This is a genomic window from Streptomyces bugieae (genome assembly GCF_036352915.1).
In the GTDB taxonomy this organism is placed as follows: Bacteria; Actinomycetota; Actinomycetes; order Streptomycetales; family Streptomycetaceae; genus Streptomyces; species Streptomyces endophytica.
On record NZ_JAZBJP010000013.1, the window covers coordinates 57,752 to 76,871 of the forward strand.

A 19,120-nucleotide genomic window follows, 5' to 3' on the forward strand; every position below is an offset into this window, starting at 1 on the left:
CCGGCGCGCAAGAGGCATGCAACCCCCTTGTCCGGAACGGGAATCGCCGAGACCCTTGCCACTTATAGAACTCGTTACTACCTTCACCGCGACCCCACACCTGATGCCCCGTCAGAAGAACGATGGCCCACGGACCAGGAGTCGCCGATGCCCTGCCCAGCGCTGCCCGAGGGGTTCGACTTCACCGATCCCGACGTCTACCGGTCCCGCGTCCCGCTCCCCGAGTTCGCGCAGCTGCGGCAGACCGCGCCCGTGTGGTGGAACGCCCAGCCGCACGGCATCGCCGGCTTCGACGACGACGGCTACTGGGTCGTCACCCGCCATCAGGACGTCAAGGAGGTCTCCACCAAACCGGAGGTCTTCTCCGCGAACCTCAACACCTCGATCATCCGGTTCAACGCCTCGATGACCCGGGAACAGATCGACGTCCAGAAGCTGATCATGCTGAACATGGACCCGCCCGAGCACACCCGGGTCCGCCAGATCGTGCAGCGCGGATTCACCCCGCGCTCCATCCGGGCGCTGGAGGACGCGCTGCGCCGGCGGGCCGGGCACATCGTCGCCCAGGCCCGGGAGAACGGCTCGGGGGACTTCGTCACCGACGTCGCCTGCGAGCTCCCCCTCCAGGCCATCGCCGAACTCATCGGCATCCCCCAGGACGACCGGGCCCGCATCTTCGACTGGTCCAACAAGATGGTGGCCTACGACGATCCCGAACTGGCCATCACCGAAGAGGTCGGCTCCAACGCGGCCATGGAGCTGATCTCGTACGCGATGAACCTGGCCGCGGCGCGCAAGGAGTGCCCGGCCAAGGACATCGTCAGCCAGTTGGTGGCGGCGGAGGACGAGGGGAACCTCGGCTCCGACGAGTTCGGCTTCTTCGTGCTGCTGCTGGCGGTGGCCGGCAACGAGACCACCCGCAACGCCATCACGCACGGCATGCACGCCTTCCTCACCCACCCCGGCCAGTGGGAGCTCTACAAGCGCGAACGCCCGGCCACCGCCGCCGAGGAGATCGTGCGCTGGGCCACCCCGGTGGTGTCCTTCCAGCGCACCGCCACCCAGGACACCGAACTGGGCGGCGCACGGATCAAGAAGGGCCAGCGGGTCGGGATCTTCTACTCGTCCGCGAACAACGACCCGGAGGCCTTCGACCACCCCGAGGTCTTCGACATCACCCGCGACCCCAACCCCCACCTGGGCTTCGGGGGCGGCGGACCGCACTTCTGCCTCGGCAAGTCGCTGGCCGTACTGGAGATCAACCTGATCTTCCAGGCCATCGCGGACGCCATGCCGGACATCTCGCTGGCGGGCGATCCCCGGCGGCTGCGCTCGGCCTGGCTCAACGGCGTGAAGGAACTCCAGGTGCGGTACGGCTGAGCCGTTGCTTCGTGCGGCGCCCGGTGGTCGACAGGGACCACCGGGCGCCGTGATATGTCCGAAAACGGTTTGCCGCTCAACCTTGCCAGTCGTCAGGGGCGGTCCTACATTCGAACTCGCGAGTAAGTAACCGCGGGTAACCCGGCTTTCCCCCTCACGCGCCGCCCGGTTCCCCTGCGCACCTCCACGCACCGCTCCCCCCACATGTCGCGACAGCGTGCTCCACCGCTCTGACGAAGGGGACCCACACCATGCAGGACGCGCAAGGCAGACCCGTCACGGGACGCACCAGCTGGCGGAAGTTCGCCGTGCTGGCCGTCCCGGCCCTCGCCGGCACCGCGGCCCTGGGCATCGCCCTGGCCAACGGGGCGCTGGCCGCCTCGTTCGCCGTATCGGGACAGCAGTTCAAGGTGTCCGCCGACAGCCTCAAGGGCGACGGATTCGCCCAGTACGGCAGCGTGGACGCGAACGCCAGGGGAGATCTCCTGCCGGTCGCGGTCACCGCCATCAAGACCGCCCAACTGCACAACCTCTGTCAGTCGGTGGTCACCCACCTGCCCGTCATCGGGGACATCTCGCTCAACCTCAGCGCCGGAACGGGCAGTACGCCCGTCGAGGCCAGCAATCTGTTCGTGGACGCCACCCAGCTCTCCGGCAACGCGTCCTTCCACGCCATCGAGATCGGCCGGGACGCCTCCACGCTGGACAAGGGCCCGGACAGCGCGCAGGGCATGCAGGACCTCTTCGCCCAGCAGGCCGACGACGTCAGCATCACGAACCTCCGGCAGACCGCCTGGGCGACCAACGCCGGCACCTTCAAGCTCTCCGGCCTGCACATGAAGATCTCCAAGGGCGCGAAGGAATGCTTCTGACCTGGCGGCGCTGGCGCACGGGACGGCCCTTCTGGGGCGGTCTGGCGGCCGTCGTCGCCGGCGCCGAGATCTGCGCCATCCCTCTGGCACCTCTGAAGATCATGCTCCAACAGGGCATCGCCGGCATCCCGTCCGTCCTGATGGGACTGGTGATGATCCTGATGGGACTCTCCGCGTGGTTCGCACCGCACTACCGGGGTCTCGCGGGGGTGCTCACCGTCCTGTGTGCGGCGGCCGCGCTGGTGATGTCCAACCTGGGCGGCTTCCTGATCGGCACGGTCATCGGGATCCTCGGCGGCTCGATGATCTTCGCCTGGCAGCCGACCGAGGCGGCGGAACCGCCGTCGCCGTAACTCCCGTGCGGAACCCCTGTGGAACGCCCCCCTCTGGAACCCCCTCTGGAAGGAACCCCTCCATGACGCATGCCCAGGACCCCATATCCGCCCGGCCCCGTAGCTCCGTTGCCTTCCGCACCTCCCGTAGGCGGGCGTTGGTCGTCGCCGGTACCGGGATCGCCGCGGCGGTCGGCCTGTCGGCGGGGGTGACCGGTCCGGCGATGGCGCAGCCGGCCGGGACCGCCGCCGCCACGACCGTCAGCCCCGCCGGCCACGCCTTCACCGCCACCCTCAGCGGCAAGGCCACCTTCACCGCCGGGTCGGTGACCGTGACCTGCACGACCTCTACCTCCAGCGGCCAGGTCCCGGCCGCGCCCGGCAACCACGACGACGCCGGGCCGGTGAGCAGTTCGACCACCCCGGCGACCTACGGCTCCTGTACGACGAGCATGCCCGGGGTGAGCGCGACCGTCACCACGACCGGCACCTGGGGCGTGGCCATGCAGAACGGGACACCGGCGACCGCCGGGCTGACCATCCCCTCGGGCGGGTTCGTGCTCAGGACCAGCGGTCTGGCGTCCTGCACGGTGACCGCGGCACCCACCGCGGCGGCCACCGTCAACGGCACCTGGACCAACGGGGCGCCGTCCACCCTGACCTTCACCAACGCGTCGGTGCCGGTGAAGGTGGTGGGCGGGTTCGGCTGCCCGACCAGCGCGACGAGTTCGACGTTCAACGCCGGCTATCAGGTGCGCGACACCACCGATCCGGCGTCCCAGATCACCGTCACCGGGTGAGGCCGGCGGCCACCACCGTCACCAGGGCCACCGCCACCGCCGTGGCGCTCACGCAGGCGGTGACCAGCCGTCGCCGAAGGACCCGGTAGACACCCTCGTATTCGGTCCGCAGACTCGCGCTGCGGACCGCAATACGTTGCAGATAGGCCCGCGAGGTCTCGTGCTGGTCCTGGCAATAGCGGACCGCCACTTCCTGCCGCTGGGTGTCGGTGAGCCAGGGCAGTCCCGCGCAGAAGGCCTCCGCGCGGGTACGGGCGCGGTCCTTCTCCGCCTCCCAGAGCAGAAAGCCCTCGATTTCGTTGACGGCCCGGTCCAGATCCCGTTCGCTCTCCCGGGTCCTTTCCTCGCCGGTGCGGATGCGCTCGCTCATGCCCGGGCCTCGATTCCGGTACCGGACCGGTCCTCGTCATCCCTGGCACCCGTGAGTTCCCGGGCGATCTCCGGGTGGTGCAGATCGAATGCCGGCGATTCGGAGCGAATGCGGGGCAGGGTGAGGAAGTTGTGCCGCGGCGGCGGGCAGGACGTGGCCCATTCCAGCGAACGGCCGTATCCCCACGGGTCGTCGACCTCGACCTTCTTGCCGTACTTGGCGGTCTTCCAGACGTTGTAGAGAAACGGCAGGATCGACAGGCCGAGGAGGAAGGAGAAGATGCTGGAGACGGTGTTCAGGGTGGTGAATCCATCGGCCGCGAGATAGTCCGGAATACGGCGGATCATGCCCTCGGCACCGAGCCAGTGCTGGACGAGGAACGTGCCGTGGAAGCCCACGAACAGCGTCCAGAACGTGATCTTCCCGAGCCGCTCGTCCAGCATCTTGCCGGTGAACTTCGGCCACCAGAAGTGGAAGCCGGAGAACATCGCGAAGACGACCGTTCCGAAGACCACGTAGTGGAAATGCGCCACGACGAAGTACGTGTCGGAGATGTGGAAGTCCATCGGCGGCGAGGCCAGGATGACACCGGTCAGACCACCGAAGACGAAGGTGATCAGGAAGCCGACCGCCCAGAGCATCGGCGTCTCGAAGGACAGCGAGCCCTTCCACATCGTGCCGATCCAGTTGAAGAACTTCACACCGGTCGGAACGGCGATCAGGAACGTCATGAAGGAGAAGAACGGCAGCAGCACACCGCCGGTGACGTACATGTGGTGCGCCCACACCGTGACCGAAAGGCCGGCGATCGAAATCGTCGCCGCGATCAGACCGATGTAACCGAACATCGGCTTCCGGGAGAACACCGGAATGACCTCGGAAATGATGCCGAAGAACGGCAGCGCGATGATGTACACCTCCGGATGCCCGAAGAACCAGAAGAGGTGCTGCCAGAGGAACGCACCGCCGTTCGCGGCGTCGAAGACATGCGCACCGAATTTACGGTCCACCTCCAGCGCGAACAGCGCCGCCGCGAGCACCGGGAAGGCCAGCAGGACCAATACACCGGTCAGCAGCACGTTCCAGGTGAAGATCGGCATCCGGAACATCGTCATGCCGGGCGCACGCATGCAGAGGATGGTCGTGATGAAGTTGACCGCACCCAGAATCGTGCCGAAGCCCGAGAAGGCCAGGCCCATGATCCACATATCACCGCCGATTCCGGGGGAATGCACCGCGTCCGAGAGCGGCGCATAGGCGAACCACCCGAAGTCCGCCGCCCCTTGCGGGGTCAGGAACCCGCCCACCGCGATGAGCGAGCCGAAGAGGTAGAGCCAGTACGCGAACATGTTCAGCCGGGGAAAGGCGACATCGGGCGCGCCGATCTGCAACGGCATGATCCAGTTCGCGAAACCGGCGAACAGCGGCGTCGCGAACATCAGCAGCATGATCGTGCCGTGCATCGTGAACGCCTGGTTGAACTGCTCGTTCGACATGATCTGGTGGCCCGGCCGGGCCAGTTCGGCGCGCATGACCAGCGCCAGCAGCCCGCCGACGCAGAAGAACGCGAAGGCGGTGACCAGATAGAGCGTGCCGATCGTCTTGTGGTCAGTGGTCGTCAGCCACTTCACGGGGAGCTTCATGCCCCGTAGGTGTCCGGGACCGCCTCCGTCGTCACCGCCAACAGGGCGGGTGAACCCGGGCCGAGGGGGTGGGATGTGTCACCCGGTGCGGGTGTGAAGATCGGGGCCATGCCGGACACCAACGGTTCATGAGCACGGACGACGCCTTCGCCGAGGCCTATCGCGCGCACTACTGGGCGGTCAGCCGCTTCGTGGCGCGACGGCTGGACGGGCAGGCACACGAGGTCGAGGAAGTGGTGGCGGAGGTCTTCTCCATAGCCTGGCGGCGCCGCACCGAGCTCCCCGAATCCCCGCTGCCCTGGCTCTACGGAGTGGCCCGCAACTGCCTGGCCAATACGGTGCGCGGGCTCGGCCGCTACCGGCGACTGCTGAACCGACTCGGCAACCACGAGGCGGCGCACCGGCGGCAGACCGTGGAGAGTCCGGACGCCGAGCGGCCCGGCTCCTGGGTGCACGAGGCGCTGGCCCGGCTCTCGCCCGCCGACCAGGAGGTGCTGCGGCTGACCGCCTGGGAGGAACTGACCGTCGAGGAACTGGCGGTGACCCTCGGATGCAGCCACAGCGCGGCGGCCATGCGGCTGCACCGGGCGCGCCGCCGCCTGCGCGCGGAGATCGACCGTACGCGGACGACGGTGTCCGCACGAGCAGGAGACGACGGCAATGGGGGCCGCAATGGGTGACGAACTGGAGCTGCTGCGCGCGGCCGATCCCGCACCGGCCGGCGCGGGCCGCTGGCGGGACCGCCCTCTGGACGCCCGCGCCGAGGCGGGCCTCATCCGTCTGCTGCACCACACGCGGACCCGGCGGGCCGGGCGTCGGCTGATGCTGCGCGCGGAGGCGGCGGTGCTGGCGCTGGTGGCGGTGGTGTGCTTCCTGCTGTCCGACGCCGGCAGCAGCCCGGCGGTCGCGGCGCCCGGGCCGCTCGTCCCGCACGCCGACACCCGGCCGGTCCCGCTGGCCGAGCTCGCGCGGAGGGCGGAGGCCAGGGCCCGGGCGGCCGCACCGGGGGACGGGCCGCACCGGGGCAGCCATGTGCAGAGCTGGTACCTGAGCATGCAGGAGGGCCCGGACGCCGCGCCGCCCGTTACCGTGCCGGAAGAACGCATCACCCGGTGGAACGCGGACGGCAGCGGCTCCGAACTGGTCGTGGCCACCGACCCCCGGCATCCGGGCCGACCGGTCATCCATGACGACGACGGCCACTGGCGGACCGTCAGCGACGGCAAGGTCCTGCACCGCAGGACCTACCCGGCGGGCTCGGAGGCGCAGCACGGCGGCCTGGCCTCGCGCACGCGGCCGCCGACGGACCCGGCGAAGCTGCGCGCGGAGCTGGGGTGGCTGTACGGCGGGGCGGGCGGCACCCGCAGCGTCTCCCCCCTCCTGCAGGCGCTCTCCTCGTTCCGCGGGGAGTGGACGCCGGGCCCGCGCGAAACGGCCGCCGTCGTACGGATGCTGGCGGATGCCGGGGGACTGCGTCCGGTCGGCTCGGTCACCGACCGGCTGGGGCGCCGCGGTGAGGCGTATGTGCACGACGGCGCGGGCCTGCGGCAGATGGTGATCCTCGACCCGCGGACCGGCGAACTGCTCGGCCTGGAGGAGACCTTCACCACGGACCAACCGGACTTCAAGGTGAAGGCGGGACAGGTGATGTCCTACGAGGCGTGGCTGCCGTGACGGGGCGGGCGTGACGGGGCGGGCGTGCTCCCGAGTGGCGGGGCGGCGCGGCATGGCCGATCCTTGAGGGGACGCGACGATCCCGTCTCGGCGCGGCGGTGCTGTGTGCCGCCGCGCCGTTTCGCGTGTGGCCCCGGGCGGTACGCCACGGACACCTCGGGCGCGGTACACCCCGGACATCTCACGTGCGGCGCACCCCACCCATCTCAAGTGACACATGTCACACATCGGCGGACGGTTGCAGCCGATCCCCGCGAGATGGATCACAGACGAAAGTCCCGCACATTGCTCGGCGAAAGGGAGTTTCCCCTGCAAGGAGCGGGTATACGACCGCCTGCGCGGTCATCCGCGCACTGTCCGTGATGAACCGTTCTGCCCCTATGGTCGACCTTTGCCCCGCCGCTCGACGGCGGGCCTGCCCGTCGCTGCCATGGCGGGTCATGTCCCGCCACCCGGTGGCGGGCGGTTCCTTGTAGTCGTCCCAGAGAGCGCAGGCGAGCGAACACGTGCCGACGCAGTCTCCCGTCGCACCCGGCCCCCGTCCCCCCATCGGCAGTCGTGCCGATGCCGCACCCGGTCAGCGACCGGACCGGCACGCGGAACCGCAGCAGTCCTCACCCAAGGTGACCGTCGTCGACCCCACGATGGTCAAGCGGGCGGTGTCGGCGGCCGCGCTGGGCAATGCGATGGAGTGGTTCGACTTCGGCGTCTACAGCTACATCGCGGTCACTCTCGGGCACGTCTTCTTCCCCTCCGGGAACCCGACCGCGCAGTTGCTGTCGACGTTCGGCGCGTTCGCGGCGGCATTCCTGGTGCGTCCGGTCGGCGGCATGGTCTTCGGGCCGCTCGGTGACCGGATCGGCCGCCAGAAGGTGCTGGCGATCACCATGATCATGATGGCGGTGGGCACCTTCGCCATCGGCCTGATCCCGTCGTACGCCACCATCGGCGTCGGCGCGCCCATCCTGCTGCTCGTCGCCCGCCTGGTGCAGGGCTTCTCCACCGGTGGCGAATACGGCGGCGCCTCGACCTTCATCGCCGAGTACGCGCCCGACAAGAAGCGCGGATTCCTGGGCAGCTGGCTGGAGTTCGGCACGCTGGCCGGTTACGTCGGCGGCGCCGGCCTGGTCACGCTGATGACCGCCCTGCTGTCCACCGAGGACCTCAACTCCTGGGGCTGGCGGATCCCCTTCCTGATCGCCGGTCCGATGGGCATCATCGGCCTCTACCTCCGGATGCGGCTCGAAGAGACCCCGGCCTTCGCCCAGTTGGAGAAGGAGGCGCGGTCGAAGGAGAAGGCGCGCCGCGAGGCCGAGAAGCGGATCGGCATCCGCGAGATGGTCTTCGGCCAGTGGCGGTCGATGCTGCTGTGCGTCGGTCTGGTGCTGGTCTTCAACGTCACCGACTACATGCTGCTGTCGTACATGCCGAGCTATCTGACCTCGGAGCTGAAGTACGACGAGACGCACGGTCTGCTGGTCGTGCTCGCGGTGATGGTGCTGATGATGGTGGTCCAGCCGTTCGCGGGCCGGCTCTCCGACCGCTTCGGCCGCCGCCCGGTCATCGCCGCGGGCTGCGCCGGCTTCCTGGTGCTGTCGGTGCCCGCGCTGCTGCTGATCCGGCAGGGGTCGCTGCTCGCCATCGCGCTGGGCATGGCCGCGCTGGGGCTGCTGCTGGTCACCTTCACCTCGACCATGCCGGCCACGCTGCCCGCGCTGTTCCCGACCAAGGTGCGCTACGGCTCGCTGTCGATCGGCTTCAACATCTCGGTGTCGCTCTTCGGCGGCACCACGCCGCTGGTGGTCACCGCCCTGATCGGCGCGACCGGCAACAAGATGATGCCCGCCTACTACATGATGGCGGCGGCCGTGATCGGCGGCATCGCCGTCTGGCGGATGTCGGAGAGCGCCCGCAGGCCGCTGCCGGGCTCCCCGCCGGCCGTCGAGACCGGTGCCGAGGCCCACGAGGTCATCGAAGCGGCCCGCCGCAAGGCCAAGGCGGGCGCGGCGAACTGACCGCACCGCCCCACCCCCTGGGTGAACAGGCACGAACAGGAAAGGGCCCGGCCGGAAACCTCCGGCCGGGCCCTTCGCCTCAGCCACCTGCCGCGGCTTCCCGCTCGTACGGCCGCGGTGGTGCGGGAACAGCCGCCCGCCGAGGGGCGGGAACCGGCCACCCCCTCCCCACCGTCTGTGTCGACGCTGCCGACCGCGGAACGCCGAACTCCGGCTGCCGACCGGCCGGGCAGCGAGCAGCCTGCCGGGCGAGAGGCCCAGGTCGGACACGGTGCAGGAAGAGGGCGGGGGACGACATGGCTCTGGCGACGATCCGGCCACGGGCGCGACGGGCCGCGGCGACACGGGCCGGCGGACGGTGGCGGACCCACCGGCAGGCGCTCCTGGTGGTCCTGATGCTGCTGGCCGTCCAGCTGGTGTCGCTGGCGCGCCCGGCGTACGCCTGTGGTTGCGGGGCGATGGTGCACGACCCGAAGACCACCATGGCCGTGGGCCGGGAGACCTCGGTCGTGCGCTGGGACGGGAAGACCGAGCAGATCGTGATGAGCCTGCAGGTGAACGGCACCGCCCCCGACGCCGCGTGGATCATGCCCGTCCCGCACCGGGCCACCGTGAAACTGGGCGATCCGGCGGTCTTCGACCGCCTCGCCACGCTGACCGAACCGGCCGTCGCACAGCGCCACTACTTCTGGCCGCACGGCGGCGACTGGCCCTTCGGGCAGAACGGGGACGCCGCGGAGGCCCCGCCACCGTCGGCGGGCCGCCCCGGAGTCGGGGTCGTGGGCCGCGAGCGGCTGGGCCCGTTCGACGTCGCCCGGCTGACCGCCACCGACCCCGGCGCACTGCGCAACTGGCTGAAAACACACGGTTTCCACCTCCCCGCCCCCCTGGCGAGCGCCCTCCGCCCCTACGTCGCCCAACGCTGGGAGTACGTCGCGATCCGCCTGGCACCCGCCGAACGAGACCGCACGCTCTCCGGCACCCTCGACCCGCTGCGGCTGACCTTCACCAGCGCCCGGCTCGTCTACCCGATGCGCCTCTCCGCCCTGGCCGCGACCCCGCAATCCCTGGGCCTCTACGTCCTCGCACCGCACCGGATGGAACCGCGCAGCACGATCGGCGGCTCCCGCCCCGAGGTCTTCTTCGCAGGCCGCATCCACCCCGAGGGCCCCCTCCGCGCCCTCACCGGCAGCGGCCCCACCTTCCTCACCGCCATCGACCAGACCTTCCCCCAGCCGCACCGCATCACCGGCGACCACGAACTACGCCGCACCACCCACGACACCCCGTACCGACGCGTCAGATACGAGTACGCCCTCCTGAAGGTGGCCGGCATCCCGGCCTGGCTCATCACGGTCGCCGGCACCCTCCTTCTCCTCCAGACAGCATCCGCAGCCCTCGCCCTGACGATCGCCGCCCGCAGACGCCGCCGGCTGACGCCCGCAGACGCCGACGATTGACGCCCGCAGGCACCGACGGTTGACGCCCGCCACCGGGCGAGCGGTCCCGGCCGCCGCCCCTTACGCCGCCTTGTCGGTCCCGTACGGCACGATGGGGGTCATGAGCGTAGTCAAGATCAACGTGCTGACCGTCCCCGCCGAGCAGCGGGAGACCCTGGAGAAGCGCTTCGCCTCCCGCGCGCACGCGGTTGAGGGGTCGGACGGCTTCGAGTGGTTCGAACTCCTCCGCCCCGTCGAAGGAACCGACAGCTACCTGGTGTACACGCGGTGGCGTGACGAGGAGTCATTCCAGGCGTGGATGGAGGGCCCCATGAAGGCGGCCCATCAGGGCGGCGGCGACCGGCCGAAGCCGGCTGCCAGCGGTTCCACCCTGTGGTCGTTCGAGGTGGTACAGCAGGCGCAGCCGAAGACCGCCTAGCCTCGGTTGATGAAGTGATGCGCCCCGGCCGTTTCGTCGAGCGGTCGGGGCGCATCGGTGTGTATCGGCGTGTATCGGTGTGTATCGCCCCGCTCCGGAAAGTTTCGTCAGGCCTCGGCCACCAGCACCGTCACGCGTCCATCTCGGCAACGAGTTCGGCGAAACCCAGCGCGCGAAGGACGCTGCCGGCCGCGTCGACGACTCGCGCGCTTCCGACGATCGGCGCGATGGCCACACAGACGGCCTTTGCGTCTTCGACGGTCAGGCCGGCCTCTTTCGCCACGGTGAGGTTGGTCAGGTACGACGCGGGCGCGGCATCCATCGCGATCAGCGCGGCCAGCCGTACGAGGTGGTAGGTGCGCTCGTCGAGGCCGGAATTGGGCAGCGTCTCTATGGTCATCCGGGCAAGCTGCTCGAAGACCGGGTGGTCACCATGTGCCAGGGCACCCAGGGCTTGTTCAGGAGCTTCTGCAGTCATGATCGGCGGCTTTCGTGTGTTCTGAATTCCACACGGTCCGCGAGGCCAGGCCGGGCAGGAGAGATCGTTAACGCAGGCGGTGCCCACCTCCATGGGATTCCTTCGCGGGCTTGACGTCAAATGCACCGGGCCGGTGAGGAAGGCCGCCCGAGCCCGTGCGGAACGCCGCTCGGCGTCGACGGCACGGTGATCGGTTCGGCCCGGCCCGAGGACCCGGGGGACCGCCGCTCGCGGATCAATTCCGTTGCGGCCGGGCCCGCCCCGGCCGCGACAATGACGCCATGAGCGACGCCGCCATCCTCCGCACTCCCTGGACCATCGCCACCGAGCCGGTCGATTCGCCGGACGCGCGGGCGCTGCTGCGGGAGTACTACACCGAGGTGGCGGACCGGTACTTCACGCTGCACGAGGACCGTCTCTCGACACCGCGGGAGATCGACGAGGGGGTGGCGGAGTACCCCGTGGCCGATCTCGCGCCGCCGCACGGCGTGCTGTTGGTGGCCCGTCGCGGTGGTGAGACGGCGGGCTGCGCCGGCGTACGGCTGCTGGACGCGCGTACGGCCGAGCTCAAGCAGATGTTCGTCCGGCCCGCCGCGCGCGGCCTCGGTGGCGGTGGCGGGCTGCTGATGGCCGCCGAGGCGGCCGCGGCCCGGCTGGGCGCCGAGCGGATCCGGCTGGACACCCGCCGGGACCTGACGGAGGCCATCGCGCTCTACCGCCGGCACGGTTTCGTCGAGATCGCTCCGTACCACGACGACATCTACGCGGAGATCTTCTTCGAGAAGCGCCTCGGCGGCGGGGACGACGGTGACGACCACGACGGCGACGGCGCTCCGTCCGCGGGGCGGTCCACGTAGCGGCTCACCGTGCGAGGTCCGGGGGCCGTGGTGGCCGGGGAGGGCTGACCGGGCGCGACACCGGCTGCCGGCCGGAGCCGACGTGCGGCTCCTCCGCGTCCGAGCCGCACAGCTCCGTCGTCAACTCCCGTACGAGCTCGGTGAGATCGGTGGGCCGGTCCTTGGTCCACCAGTCCCCCAGCATCTCGGCCAGCGACTCCTGACGGGCCGCCGACAGCCGCTCCGTGACCTCCCGTCCCTGGTCGGTCAGCAGCATCAACAGGCCCTCGCGGGCGGCCAGTCCGCGCTCCTCGACCTGGCGGACGCTCTCGGCGAGTACGCCGAGCGGGACGGTGCTGCGTTCGGCGAGCAGCCCCGGTTCGACCGATCCGTCGCGGTGGATCCGCAGCAGCAGCCAGCTGGCGGCCGGTTTGAGGTCGAGGCCGGCCCGCTCGGTGATCTTCTCGTAGATGCGCTTGCGCCCCTCCATGCTGCCGAGTTTGGACAGCGCGCGGGCGCACTCGTCGCGGGACGACCGCTCCACGGGGTTGGACGACAGCACCTCGCTGGTGTCCGGTGCGGTCACGCTGCTGCGCAGCGGCTCCTCCTTGAGGAACCAGGCCAGTACGAACGCCACGAAGACGACCGGCACCGCGTAGAGGAAGACGTCGGTGATCGAGTTCGCGTAGGCGTGCAGCACGCCGGCCGCCTGCCGGGCCGGCAGCCGGGCGACGGTCCGTGGGTCCTGGGCGACCTTCGCCGGGTCGACACCGGGCGGCAGTTGCTGCCCGGCCAGGGCGGCCGCGATCCGCGGTCCGAGCTTGCTGGCGAAGATCGTGCCGAAGATGGAGACGCCGAACGAGCCGCCGATGGAGCGGAAGAACGTGGCGCCGGAGGTGGCGACGCCGAGGTCCTGGTAGGGGACGGCGTTCTGCACGATGAGGACCAGCACCTGCATGACCAGACCGAGCCCGAAGCCGAAGACGAAGAAGTAGGCGCTCATCTCGGCGACACCGCTGGACGGGTCGAGCCGGTGCAGGAGCAGCAGTCCGAGCATCACCACGGCGGTGCCGGCGATCGGGAAGACCTTGTAGTGGCCGGTGCGGCTGACGATCTGGCCGGACCCGGTGGACGAGAGCAGCATGCCGAACACCATCGGCAGCATGTGCACACCGGACAGCGTCGGCGACACACCCTGGACGACCTGCAGGAACGTCGGCAGGTACGTCATCGATCCGAACATCGCGAAGCCGATGACGAAGCCGATGACGGCGGTGAGCGAGAAGGTGCGCAGCCGGAACAGGCGCAGCGGAATGACGGGTTCGGCGGCCCGGCGCTCGATGAGGACGAAGGCCACCAGGAGGACGGCGCCCAGCACGCCGAAGCCGATGATCTGCCACGAGCCCCACGGGTAGCTGACGCCGCCGAGCGAGGTCATCAGGACGAAGCAGGTGGCGACCGCGGCGATGGTCGCGGTGCCCAGGTAGTCGATCCGGTGCGGGGTGCGGTGGCGCGGGATGTGCAGGACGGCGGCGATCACGGCGAGCGCGACGATGCCGATGGGCAGGTTGATGTAGAACACCCAGCGCCAGCTGAGGTGGTCCACGAACAGCCCGCCGAGCAGCGGCCCGAGGACGCTCGCGCCACCGAAGACCCCGCCGAACAGCCCTTGGTACTTGCCGCGTTCGCGGGGCGGCACGATGTCGCCGACGATCGCCATCGACAGCACGATCAGCCCGCCGCCGCCCAGGCCCTGGACGGCCCGGAACGCGATCAGCTCGCCCATGTTCTGCGCGATGCCGCACAGCACCGAGCCGATCAGGAAGATCACGATGGCGGTCTGGAACAGCTTCTTGCGTCCGTACTGGTCACCGAGCTTGCCCCAGAGGGGCGTCGCGGCCGTGGAGGCCAGCAGGTAGGCGGTGACCACCCAGGAGAGGTGGTCCAGGCCGCCGAGCTCGCTGACGATCGTGGGCAGCGCGGTGGCGACGATGGTCTGGTCGAGCGCAGCGAGGAGCAGGCCGAGGAGCAGCGCGCCGATGGCGACGAGAACCGTCCGCTGCGACCGGCGCTCACCCGGGACGGCAGGGGCGCTGGTGTCCGGCGCCATGTGCGTCTCCTTCGGTGCGGGTACGGCGGGTGGGTCGGGTCAGGTGGGGTAGCGGGGGCCGGCGGGTTCGGAGGCCCGCGTTTTGGGCTTCCGGACGCCTCCCGCGACGTCGTGCGTCGCGTTCCATGGTGGGTGGTTCCGGCCGATATGGCCCGCCGAGCGGTGATCGGTGTCCGTCGTCGGACGGCGGACACCTGGGGTATGCCGGGCGGATGTCCGCGAGCACCTGCGCGGGCGGGTCAGGCTCTGGATAATCACTGCCTGTTCGGGCCTCCAGGGAGGAGCGCACTCGTGACGGCATTACGGACCTGCCCGCACTGCTCGGCCCCCGTACGGAGCAACGGCCGGCCCACGTGCCTGTGTGCGGCGGCCGATGCGGACGACTTCGATCCGCTGCGGGTACGGCCGTACGTGTCACTGCCGGAGGAGACACCGCCCGACGGGACACCGACCGCCTACGGGGCGGGGGCCCACGACGGACCAGGGACCGGCTCCGGGCCGGAGGCCGCCTACGGGGCGGGCCCGCCGGCCAGGTGGACGGCGGACGCGCTGGAGGACTTACCCGGGGTGGACGCCGCCGTCCACGTAGCGAACGACCCGCCCCCCACCCCGGCACTCGCCTCCGAGCCCTTGGTGCCCCGGGCGCGCCGCCCGGCCGGACCGACCTCGCGGACGTACCGCTCGGCCCCCGACGAGCCGCTCTCCGGCCCCTCCCCCACCGTCCCCACCGCCCCCGCGGCTGCCTCCCCAGCCGATCCCCCGCCGCCCGCTCGCCCGCCCCACCGCCGGCGCGCACTGCCCGCCGCACTGGTCGCGGCCGGCGCGGCGGTGGCCGCCACCGCGGTCCTGATCAGCACCGATGCGCTGTCGAGCAGCAGGCAGGACCGCGCCGCCCCACCCGACCGCGGCACCGTCGCCCCCACCGCCGCCTTCCCCACCGGCGGGGATCCGTCCCCCACCCGGCACGCCACCCCTTCTCCCCCGCCCCCGGACCGCTCGCCCTCCTCCGCCGCCACCGGCATCGGCACCCCGCGGGCCACCGTGCGGCTCTCCCGTACGGCCGCGCCGCCCCCGCCCGCGCCCACCAGGGCCTCCGGCAGCGTCACCGACTCCCCCGGTGGCGAGGACCCGAGCTCCGCTCCCACCGGGCCGATCGTGCTGCGCGAGGGTTCCAGCGGCCCGGAGGTGACCGAGCTCCAGGGGCGGCTGCGCCAGCTGTCGCTCTATCCGGGCGCCGGGGACGGCCGGTACGACGCGGACGTACGGGACGCCGTCTCGCGCTACCAGCGGGCCTACGGCGTCACCGGCGACCCGGACGGTGTCTACGGCCCGCGGACCCGGCAGTCACTGGAGGCCCGCACCCAGGAGCCGTAGCGAGCCGGGGACCGGCCGGGCCGCGCCGACCCACCCCCGGTTGTCGCACCGCCCCCCGGTTTTGTATCGTGAAAAAACAAAGTGGTTCCGCCCGCACTCCCTGACCGGCGGGCGGAGCCGCTTGTCCTCCCTGCGCTCGTACGGTTCCGCGCCGCCCGAGCACCCGTAGCGCTCAGGAGCCCCCGCCGATGACGGCAACCACCACGCTCACCGCCCGCGCCCTGCTGCTCGACATGGACAGCACGCTCGTGAACTCCGAGGCCGTCGTGGAGCGCTGCTGGCGCCGCTGGGCGGCCGAGCAGGGGCTGGGCGCCGACGAGGTGCTCGCGGTCGTCCACGGCCGCCAGGGATGGGCCACGATGGCCGCGCTGCTCCCGGACCGCCCGATGGAACTCAACCTGGCGGACAACCGCCGGATGCTGGAGCAGGAGACGGCCGACGTGGACGGCGTGGTGCCGGTCCCCGGCGCGCCCGCCTTCCTGGCCGCCCTCGCGGACCTGCCGCACGCCCTGGTGACCTCCGCGGACGTCCCGCTCTCGGACGCGCGGATGGCCGCGGCCGGACTGCCGATGCCCGCCGTGCGGATCACCGCGGAGAACGTGAGCGCCAGCAAGCCCGATCCGGAAGGCTTCCTCAAGGGCGCCGCCGAGCTGGGCTTCGCCCCTGAGGACTGCCTGGTCTTCGAGGATTCCGAGGCGGGCATAACGGCGGGCCGCGCGGCCGGCATGAGGGTGATCGGCGTCGGCGACCGCGCCGCGGCCCACGCCCCCACCGCCCACGTCCGCGACCTCACCCACCTCCGCGTCGAGGCCCTGCCGGACGGCGGGATCGCGGTCCACGTCGAGGGCTGACGCACCAGCTCCACGCGGCGGCCGGGCCTGCCCGGGCCGCGGCCTCGGGCTCGGAGCCCGGGGCCGCCTTCAGCGGGGCCTGAGCCGCGCCGGGCCCGGAAGACTCAGCCGGCCAGCGCCTCGTACAGGCTGAACGCCGCCAGCAGGGCCATGACGCACGCCGCGATCTTCGTGATGAGCTTGAGCGGGACGTGCTTCATGAGCGTGCGGCCGCCCAGGATGCCGAGCCCGGCCACGGCCCACAGGCCCAGCACCGCGCCCACGCCGACCGACAGCGGGTCGTCGTAACGGGCCGCCAGGTTGGCGGTCATGATCTGGGTGAGATCGCCGAACTCGGCCACCAGGATCATCATGAAGCCCGCCCCGGAGACCTTCCAGAAGCTCTGGTCGGCGGGCTTGGCCACGTCTTCCTCGTCGTCGTCCTTCTTGAAGAGCAGCACCGCCGCGCCCACCAGGAAGAGCACCCCGACCACGCCCTGGACGACGCGGTGCGGGAGCAGGGTGAGCACACTGCCCGCCGCGATCGCGAGCGCGACGTGCACCAGGAAGGCGGCGGCGACCCCGGCGAAGACGTACGAGGCGCGGTAACGGGTGCCGAGCATCAGCCCGGCGAGGGCGGTCTTGTCGGGCAGTTCGGCGAGGAAGATGACGCCGAAGACGACGGCGGCGACGGTCAGGCTGAACACGGGGTGGAATACCTCGATCGGTTGGGCCGCACCAAAAGGGGCCCGGGAGAGGGGTCGCTTCGGCACGGCAGCGTCGGACACTGCGGCCGAAGGTCTCGCTGGCGCGGTGCGTACCGCCTCGCGGTATCCACATCGCGCTCCGGGCGCCGGCCCACCACGAGGGAGGGCAGTATGTCGACGGTCCGGCGGAGAGCTACTCCCCTTCTGCTGTCCTCAAGGGTACGCGGTGCAGCATCCCGCGCGCGACCAACTCCAGCACCACCGCACAGGCCGCCGCCTGCACCGCCAGCAGGGCGACGAGCACGAACAGCTGCACCGCGCCTGCCTGTACGGGCGAGGCGCCGCCCAGCAGCATGCCGACGAACGCCCCCGGAAGTGTGACCAGTCCCACGGTCCGGGTCTGGTCGAGCCCCGGCAGCAGCGCGTCCGACGCGGCCGGGCGGGCGACCTCCATCCGCGCGTCGCGGTCCAGCAGCCCCAGCGCGAGCCCCGCCTCGAACTCGCCGCGCCGGGTCTGCAGCTCGTCCAGCGCCCGCCGCCCGCCCAATACGGTCGCGGTCAGCGCGCCGCCGATGAGGATGCCGGTGACGGGGATGAGGCTGAGCCCCCGCGGCGGCACCAGACCGGTCGCCAGCAGCAGCCCGACGACCGGGACCACCCCGGTGGCGATCGGCACGGCGGCCCACCACCAGGTGTGGTTCTGGGTGATCCGCCGCCCCGCGGTCCGTACGGCAACCGCAAACATCAGCACCAGGAAACACAGCAGCCACGGAAGTGCGCGCACCACCCAGCCGATGAGGTAGGAGACCGCGGCGAGTTGTGCGGCCGCCCGCAGTCCGGCGACCGCGATGGCCCGGCCGTGGCCGAGGTGCGCCAGTGCGGCGACGGCCACGGCGGCGACCAGGAGGACGGCGAGAACGACCCCGAGGGTGGCATTGACCGGCAGCAGCACGCGCTCACTGTAGGACGGACGGCGGCGGACGCCGACACCTCAGCGGGCCAACCGGAGTGCCGTCACGCACTTATGGCTGCCCGTCACCCCTTGATCTGTCGTGAGCATGTCGCCACTCTGTTACCTGGTGCCCATCCCGTGGCAACCCCTCATCACCACCATGGGCCCGCACCGCTCGTCAACTTCCCCCCACTCCAAGGGAGTTCCGATGGCAAAGACCGTGTCGAAGGTCTACGCGCGTCGAGTTTCCATCGCCGCGGGTTCGGCCGCGGCGCTGTTCGGCACGCTGGTGCTGAGCGGACAGTCCGCCCAGGCCGCGCCGCCCGGCCCGCCGAGCGCGGCCACCGCCCGTACGTACCTCGCCCAGATCAAGCAGCAGCCCGAGGGGCCGCAGGACGGCTACAGCCGCGCCAAGTTCCCGCACTGGATCGACCAGGGGAAGAGCTGCAACACCCGTGAGGTGGTGCTCAAGCGCGACGGCAAGAACGTGCAGCAGGACGGCAGCTGTGCGGCCGTGAGCGGCACCTGGGTCTCGCCCTACGACGGTGCGACCTGGACCAAGGCGTCCGACCTCGACATCGACCACGTCGTCCCACTGTCGGAGGCCTGGAAGTCGGGCGCCGCGAAGTGGACCACGGCACGCCGCCAGGCACTCGCCAACGACCTGACGCACTCCCAGCTGATCGCCGTCACCGACAACGTCAACCAGGAGAAGGGCGACAAGGACCCGGCGAAGTGGCTGCCGCCGAAGGCGTCGTACCGCTGCCAGTACGCCCGGATGTGGGTCTGGGTGAAGCACGAGTACGGCATGACCGCGGACTCCGCGGAGAAGGCCGCCCTGAAGAAGATCCTGGACGGCTGCTGACCGA

At 70.9% G+C, this 19,120-nt stretch carries 19 protein-coding genes; 13 read left to right on the forward strand and 6 right to left on the reverse strand.

Annotated features, from left to right (window positions below; all coding sequences use genetic code 11):
• Positions 1 to 147 precede the first annotated feature (147 nt).
• From V2J85_RS21180 to V2J85_RS21195, 4 genes are all read left to right on the forward strand, one after another.
• Entirely contained in the window at positions 148 to 1,380 is a 1,233-nt protein-coding gene (locus V2J85_RS21180) for a cytochrome P450 (protein ID WP_330822457.1), read from the forward strand.
• 251 nt (positions 1,381 to 1,631) lie between these two features.
• Positions 1,632 to 2,252: a DUF6230 family protein gene (locus tag V2J85_RS21185; RefSeq protein WP_261951792.1), complete on the forward strand. Its 621-nt coding sequence runs from the start codon at positions 1,632 to 1,634 to the stop codon at positions 2,250 to 2,252.
• The gene (locus V2J85_RS21190; protein ID WP_261951791.1) at positions 2,243 to 2,605 is read left to right on the forward strand and encodes a DUF6114 domain-containing protein; all 363 of its coding nucleotides are present in this window, start codon (positions 2,243 to 2,245) and stop codon (positions 2,603 to 2,605) included. The genes V2J85_RS21185 and V2J85_RS21190 overlap by 10 nt, the downstream gene beginning before the upstream one ends.
• A 62-nt stretch (positions 2,606 to 2,667) precedes the next feature.
• Positions 2,668 to 3,384: a hypothetical protein gene (locus tag V2J85_RS21195; RefSeq protein WP_330822458.1), complete on the forward strand. Its 717-nt coding sequence runs from the start codon at positions 2,668 to 2,670 to the stop codon at positions 3,382 to 3,384.
• On the opposite strand, the gene V2J85_RS21200 is transcribed toward V2J85_RS21195, so the two are convergent.
• Positions 3,374 to 3,754, reverse strand: coding sequence for a hypothetical protein (locus V2J85_RS21200; RefSeq protein WP_261951789.1), 381 nt, complete (start codon positions 3,752 to 3,754; stop codon positions 3,374 to 3,376). The two genes, V2J85_RS21195 and V2J85_RS21200, sit on opposite strands and share 11 nt — an antisense overlap.
• Positions 3,751 to 5,397, reverse strand: coding sequence for an aa3-type cytochrome oxidase subunit I (gene ctaD, locus V2J85_RS21205; protein WP_474064966.1), 1,647 nt, complete (start codon positions 5,395 to 5,397; stop codon positions 3,751 to 3,753). The genes V2J85_RS21200 and ctaD overlap by 4 nt, the downstream gene beginning before the upstream one ends.
• A gap of 128 nt (positions 5,398 to 5,525) precedes the next feature.
• Here ctaD and V2J85_RS21210 point away from each other — a divergent pair, with 128 nt between their 5' ends.
• The 5 genes from V2J85_RS21210 to V2J85_RS21230 all read left to right on the forward strand — a co-directional run bounded on the left by V2J85_RS21210 (position 5,526) and on the right by V2J85_RS21230 (position 10,964).
• Positions 5,526 to 6,077, forward strand: coding sequence for an RNA polymerase sigma factor (locus tag V2J85_RS21210; protein WP_261951788.1), 552 nt, complete (start codon positions 5,526 to 5,528; stop codon positions 6,075 to 6,077).
• Positions 6,070 to 7,071 carry a CU044_5270 family protein gene (locus tag V2J85_RS21215; protein ID WP_330822459.1) on the forward strand — a complete coding sequence of 334 codons (1,002 nt, stop codon included), beginning with the start codon at positions 6,070 to 6,072 and terminating at the stop codon, positions 7,069 to 7,071. Before V2J85_RS21210 ends, V2J85_RS21215 begins: the two co-directional genes overlap by 8 nt.
• A 506-nt stretch (positions 7,072 to 7,577) precedes the next feature.
• The gene (proP, locus tag V2J85_RS21220; RefSeq protein ID WP_410011153.1) at positions 7,578 to 9,086 is read left to right on the forward strand and encodes a glycine betaine/L-proline transporter ProP; all 1,509 of its coding nucleotides are present in this window, start codon (positions 7,578 to 7,580) and stop codon (positions 9,084 to 9,086) included.
• A 395-nt stretch (positions 9,087 to 9,481) separates the two neighbouring features.
• Positions 9,482 to 10,546: a DUF2330 domain-containing protein gene (locus V2J85_RS21225; RefSeq protein ID WP_261957145.1), complete on the forward strand. Its 1,065-nt coding sequence runs from the start codon at positions 9,482 to 9,484 to the stop codon at positions 10,544 to 10,546.
• 100 nt (positions 10,547 to 10,646) lie between these two features.
• Positions 10,647 to 10,964, forward strand: coding sequence for an antibiotic biosynthesis monooxygenase family protein (locus V2J85_RS21230; protein ID WP_261951785.1), 318 nt, complete (start codon positions 10,647 to 10,649; stop codon positions 10,962 to 10,964).
• A 130-nt stretch (positions 10,965 to 11,094) separates the two neighbouring features.
• Here V2J85_RS21230 and V2J85_RS21235 read toward each other — a convergent pair whose 3' ends face one another.
• Complete coding sequence (locus tag V2J85_RS21235; protein WP_261951784.1) at positions 11,095 to 11,442, reverse strand: carboxymuconolactone decarboxylase family protein; 348 nt, start codon at positions 11,440 to 11,442, stop codon at positions 11,095 to 11,097.
• Between the two features lie 281 nt (positions 11,443 to 11,723).
• Between V2J85_RS21235 and V2J85_RS21240 the strand changes: the two genes are divergently transcribed.
• A complete protein-coding gene (locus tag V2J85_RS21240) occupies positions 11,724 to 12,299 on the forward strand; it encodes a GNAT family N-acetyltransferase (RefSeq protein ID WP_261951783.1) in 576 nt (191 codons plus the stop codon).
• Positions 12,300 to 12,303: 4 nt separating this feature from the next.
• Here the strand turns inward: V2J85_RS21240 and V2J85_RS21245 are convergent, their stop codons facing one another.
• Entirely contained in the window at positions 12,304 to 14,388 is a 2,085-nt protein-coding gene (locus tag V2J85_RS21245; RefSeq protein WP_330822460.1) for an MDR family MFS transporter, read from the reverse strand.
• Positions 14,389 to 14,679: 291 nt separating this feature from the next.
• Here V2J85_RS21245 and V2J85_RS21250 point away from each other — a divergent pair, with 291 nt between their 5' ends.
• Positions 14,680 to 15,762, forward strand: a complete 1,083-nt coding sequence (locus V2J85_RS21250) for a peptidoglycan-binding domain-containing protein (RefSeq protein ID WP_330822461.1) — start codon at positions 14,680 to 14,682, stop codon at positions 15,760 to 15,762.
• Positions 15,763 to 15,950: 188 nt separating this feature from the next.
• Positions 15,951 to 16,613, forward strand: coding sequence for an HAD-IA family hydrolase (locus tag V2J85_RS21255; protein ID WP_261951780.1), 663 nt, complete (start codon positions 15,951 to 15,953; stop codon positions 16,611 to 16,613).
• A 104-nt stretch (positions 16,614 to 16,717) separates the two neighbouring features.
• Here the strand turns inward: V2J85_RS21255 and V2J85_RS21260 are convergent, their stop codons facing one another.
• Complete coding sequence (locus V2J85_RS21260; RefSeq protein WP_261951779.1) at positions 16,718 to 17,299, reverse strand: TMEM165/GDT1 family protein; 582 nt, start codon at positions 17,297 to 17,299, stop codon at positions 16,718 to 16,720.
• Between the two features lie 193 nt (positions 17,300 to 17,492).
• Entirely contained in the window at positions 17,493 to 18,251 is a 759-nt protein-coding gene (locus tag V2J85_RS21265) for an ABC transporter permease (RefSeq protein WP_261951778.1), read from the reverse strand.
• Positions 18,252 to 18,471: 220 nt separating this feature from the next.
• Between V2J85_RS21265 and V2J85_RS21270 the strand changes: the two genes are divergently transcribed.
• Positions 18,472 to 19,116 (forward strand): HNH endonuclease family protein, encoded by a 645-nt coding sequence (locus V2J85_RS21270; protein WP_261957144.1) that lies wholly within the window; start codon positions 18,472 to 18,474, stop codon positions 19,114 to 19,116.
• Positions 19,117 to 19,120: the final 4 nt, after the last annotated feature.

Excerpts from the sequence above, each read along its gene's own strand:
- V2J85_RS21245 (WP_330822460.1), bottom strand. The coding sequence starts at position 14,388 with ATGGCGCCGGACACCAGCGCCCCTGCCGTCCCGGGTGAGCGCCGGTCG.
- V2J85_RS21235 (WP_261951784.1), bottom strand. The coding sequence starts at position 11,442 with ATGACTGCAGAAGCTCCTGAACAAGCCCTGGGTGCCCTGGCACATGGT.
- V2J85_RS21255 (WP_261951780.1), top strand. The coding sequence starts at position 15,951 with ATGACGGCAACCACCACGCTCACCGCCCGCGCCCTGCTGCTCGACATG.
- V2J85_RS21240 (WP_261951783.1), top strand. The coding sequence starts at position 11,724 with ATGAGCGACGCCGCCATCCTCCGCACTCCCTGGACCATCGCCACCGAG.
- V2J85_RS21185 (WP_261951792.1), top strand. The coding sequence starts at position 1,632 with ATGCAGGACGCGCAAGGCAGACCCGTCACGGGACGCACCAGCTGGCGG.
- V2J85_RS21225 (WP_261957145.1), top strand. The coding sequence starts at position 9,482 with ATGCTGCTGGCCGTCCAGCTGGTGTCGCTGGCGCGCCCGGCGTACGCC.
- V2J85_RS21195 (WP_330822458.1), top strand. The coding sequence starts at position 2,668 with ATGACGCATGCCCAGGACCCCATATCCGCCCGGCCCCGTAGCTCCGTT.
- V2J85_RS21200 (WP_261951789.1), bottom strand. The coding sequence starts at position 3,754 with ATGAGCGAGCGCATCCGCACCGGCGAGGAAAGGACCCGGGAGAGCGAA.
- V2J85_RS21215 (WP_330822459.1), top strand. The coding sequence starts at position 6,070 with ATGGGTGACGAACTGGAGCTGCTGCGCGCGGCCGATCCCGCACCGGCC.
- V2J85_RS21210 (WP_261951788.1), top strand. The coding sequence starts at position 5,526 with ATGAGCACGGACGACGCCTTCGCCGAGGCCTATCGCGCGCACTACTGG.
- ctaD (WP_474064966.1), bottom strand. The coding sequence starts at position 5,397 with ATGAAGCTCCCCGTGAAGTGGCTGACGACCACTGACCACAAGACGATC.
- V2J85_RS21190 (WP_261951791.1), top strand. The coding sequence starts at position 2,243 with ATGCTTCTGACCTGGCGGCGCTGGCGCACGGGACGGCCCTTCTGGGGC.
- V2J85_RS21180 (WP_330822457.1), top strand. The coding sequence starts at position 148 with ATGCCCTGCCCAGCGCTGCCCGAGGGGTTCGACTTCACCGATCCCGAC.
- V2J85_RS21230 (WP_261951785.1), top strand. The coding sequence starts at position 10,647 with ATGAGCGTAGTCAAGATCAACGTGCTGACCGTCCCCGCCGAGCAGCGG.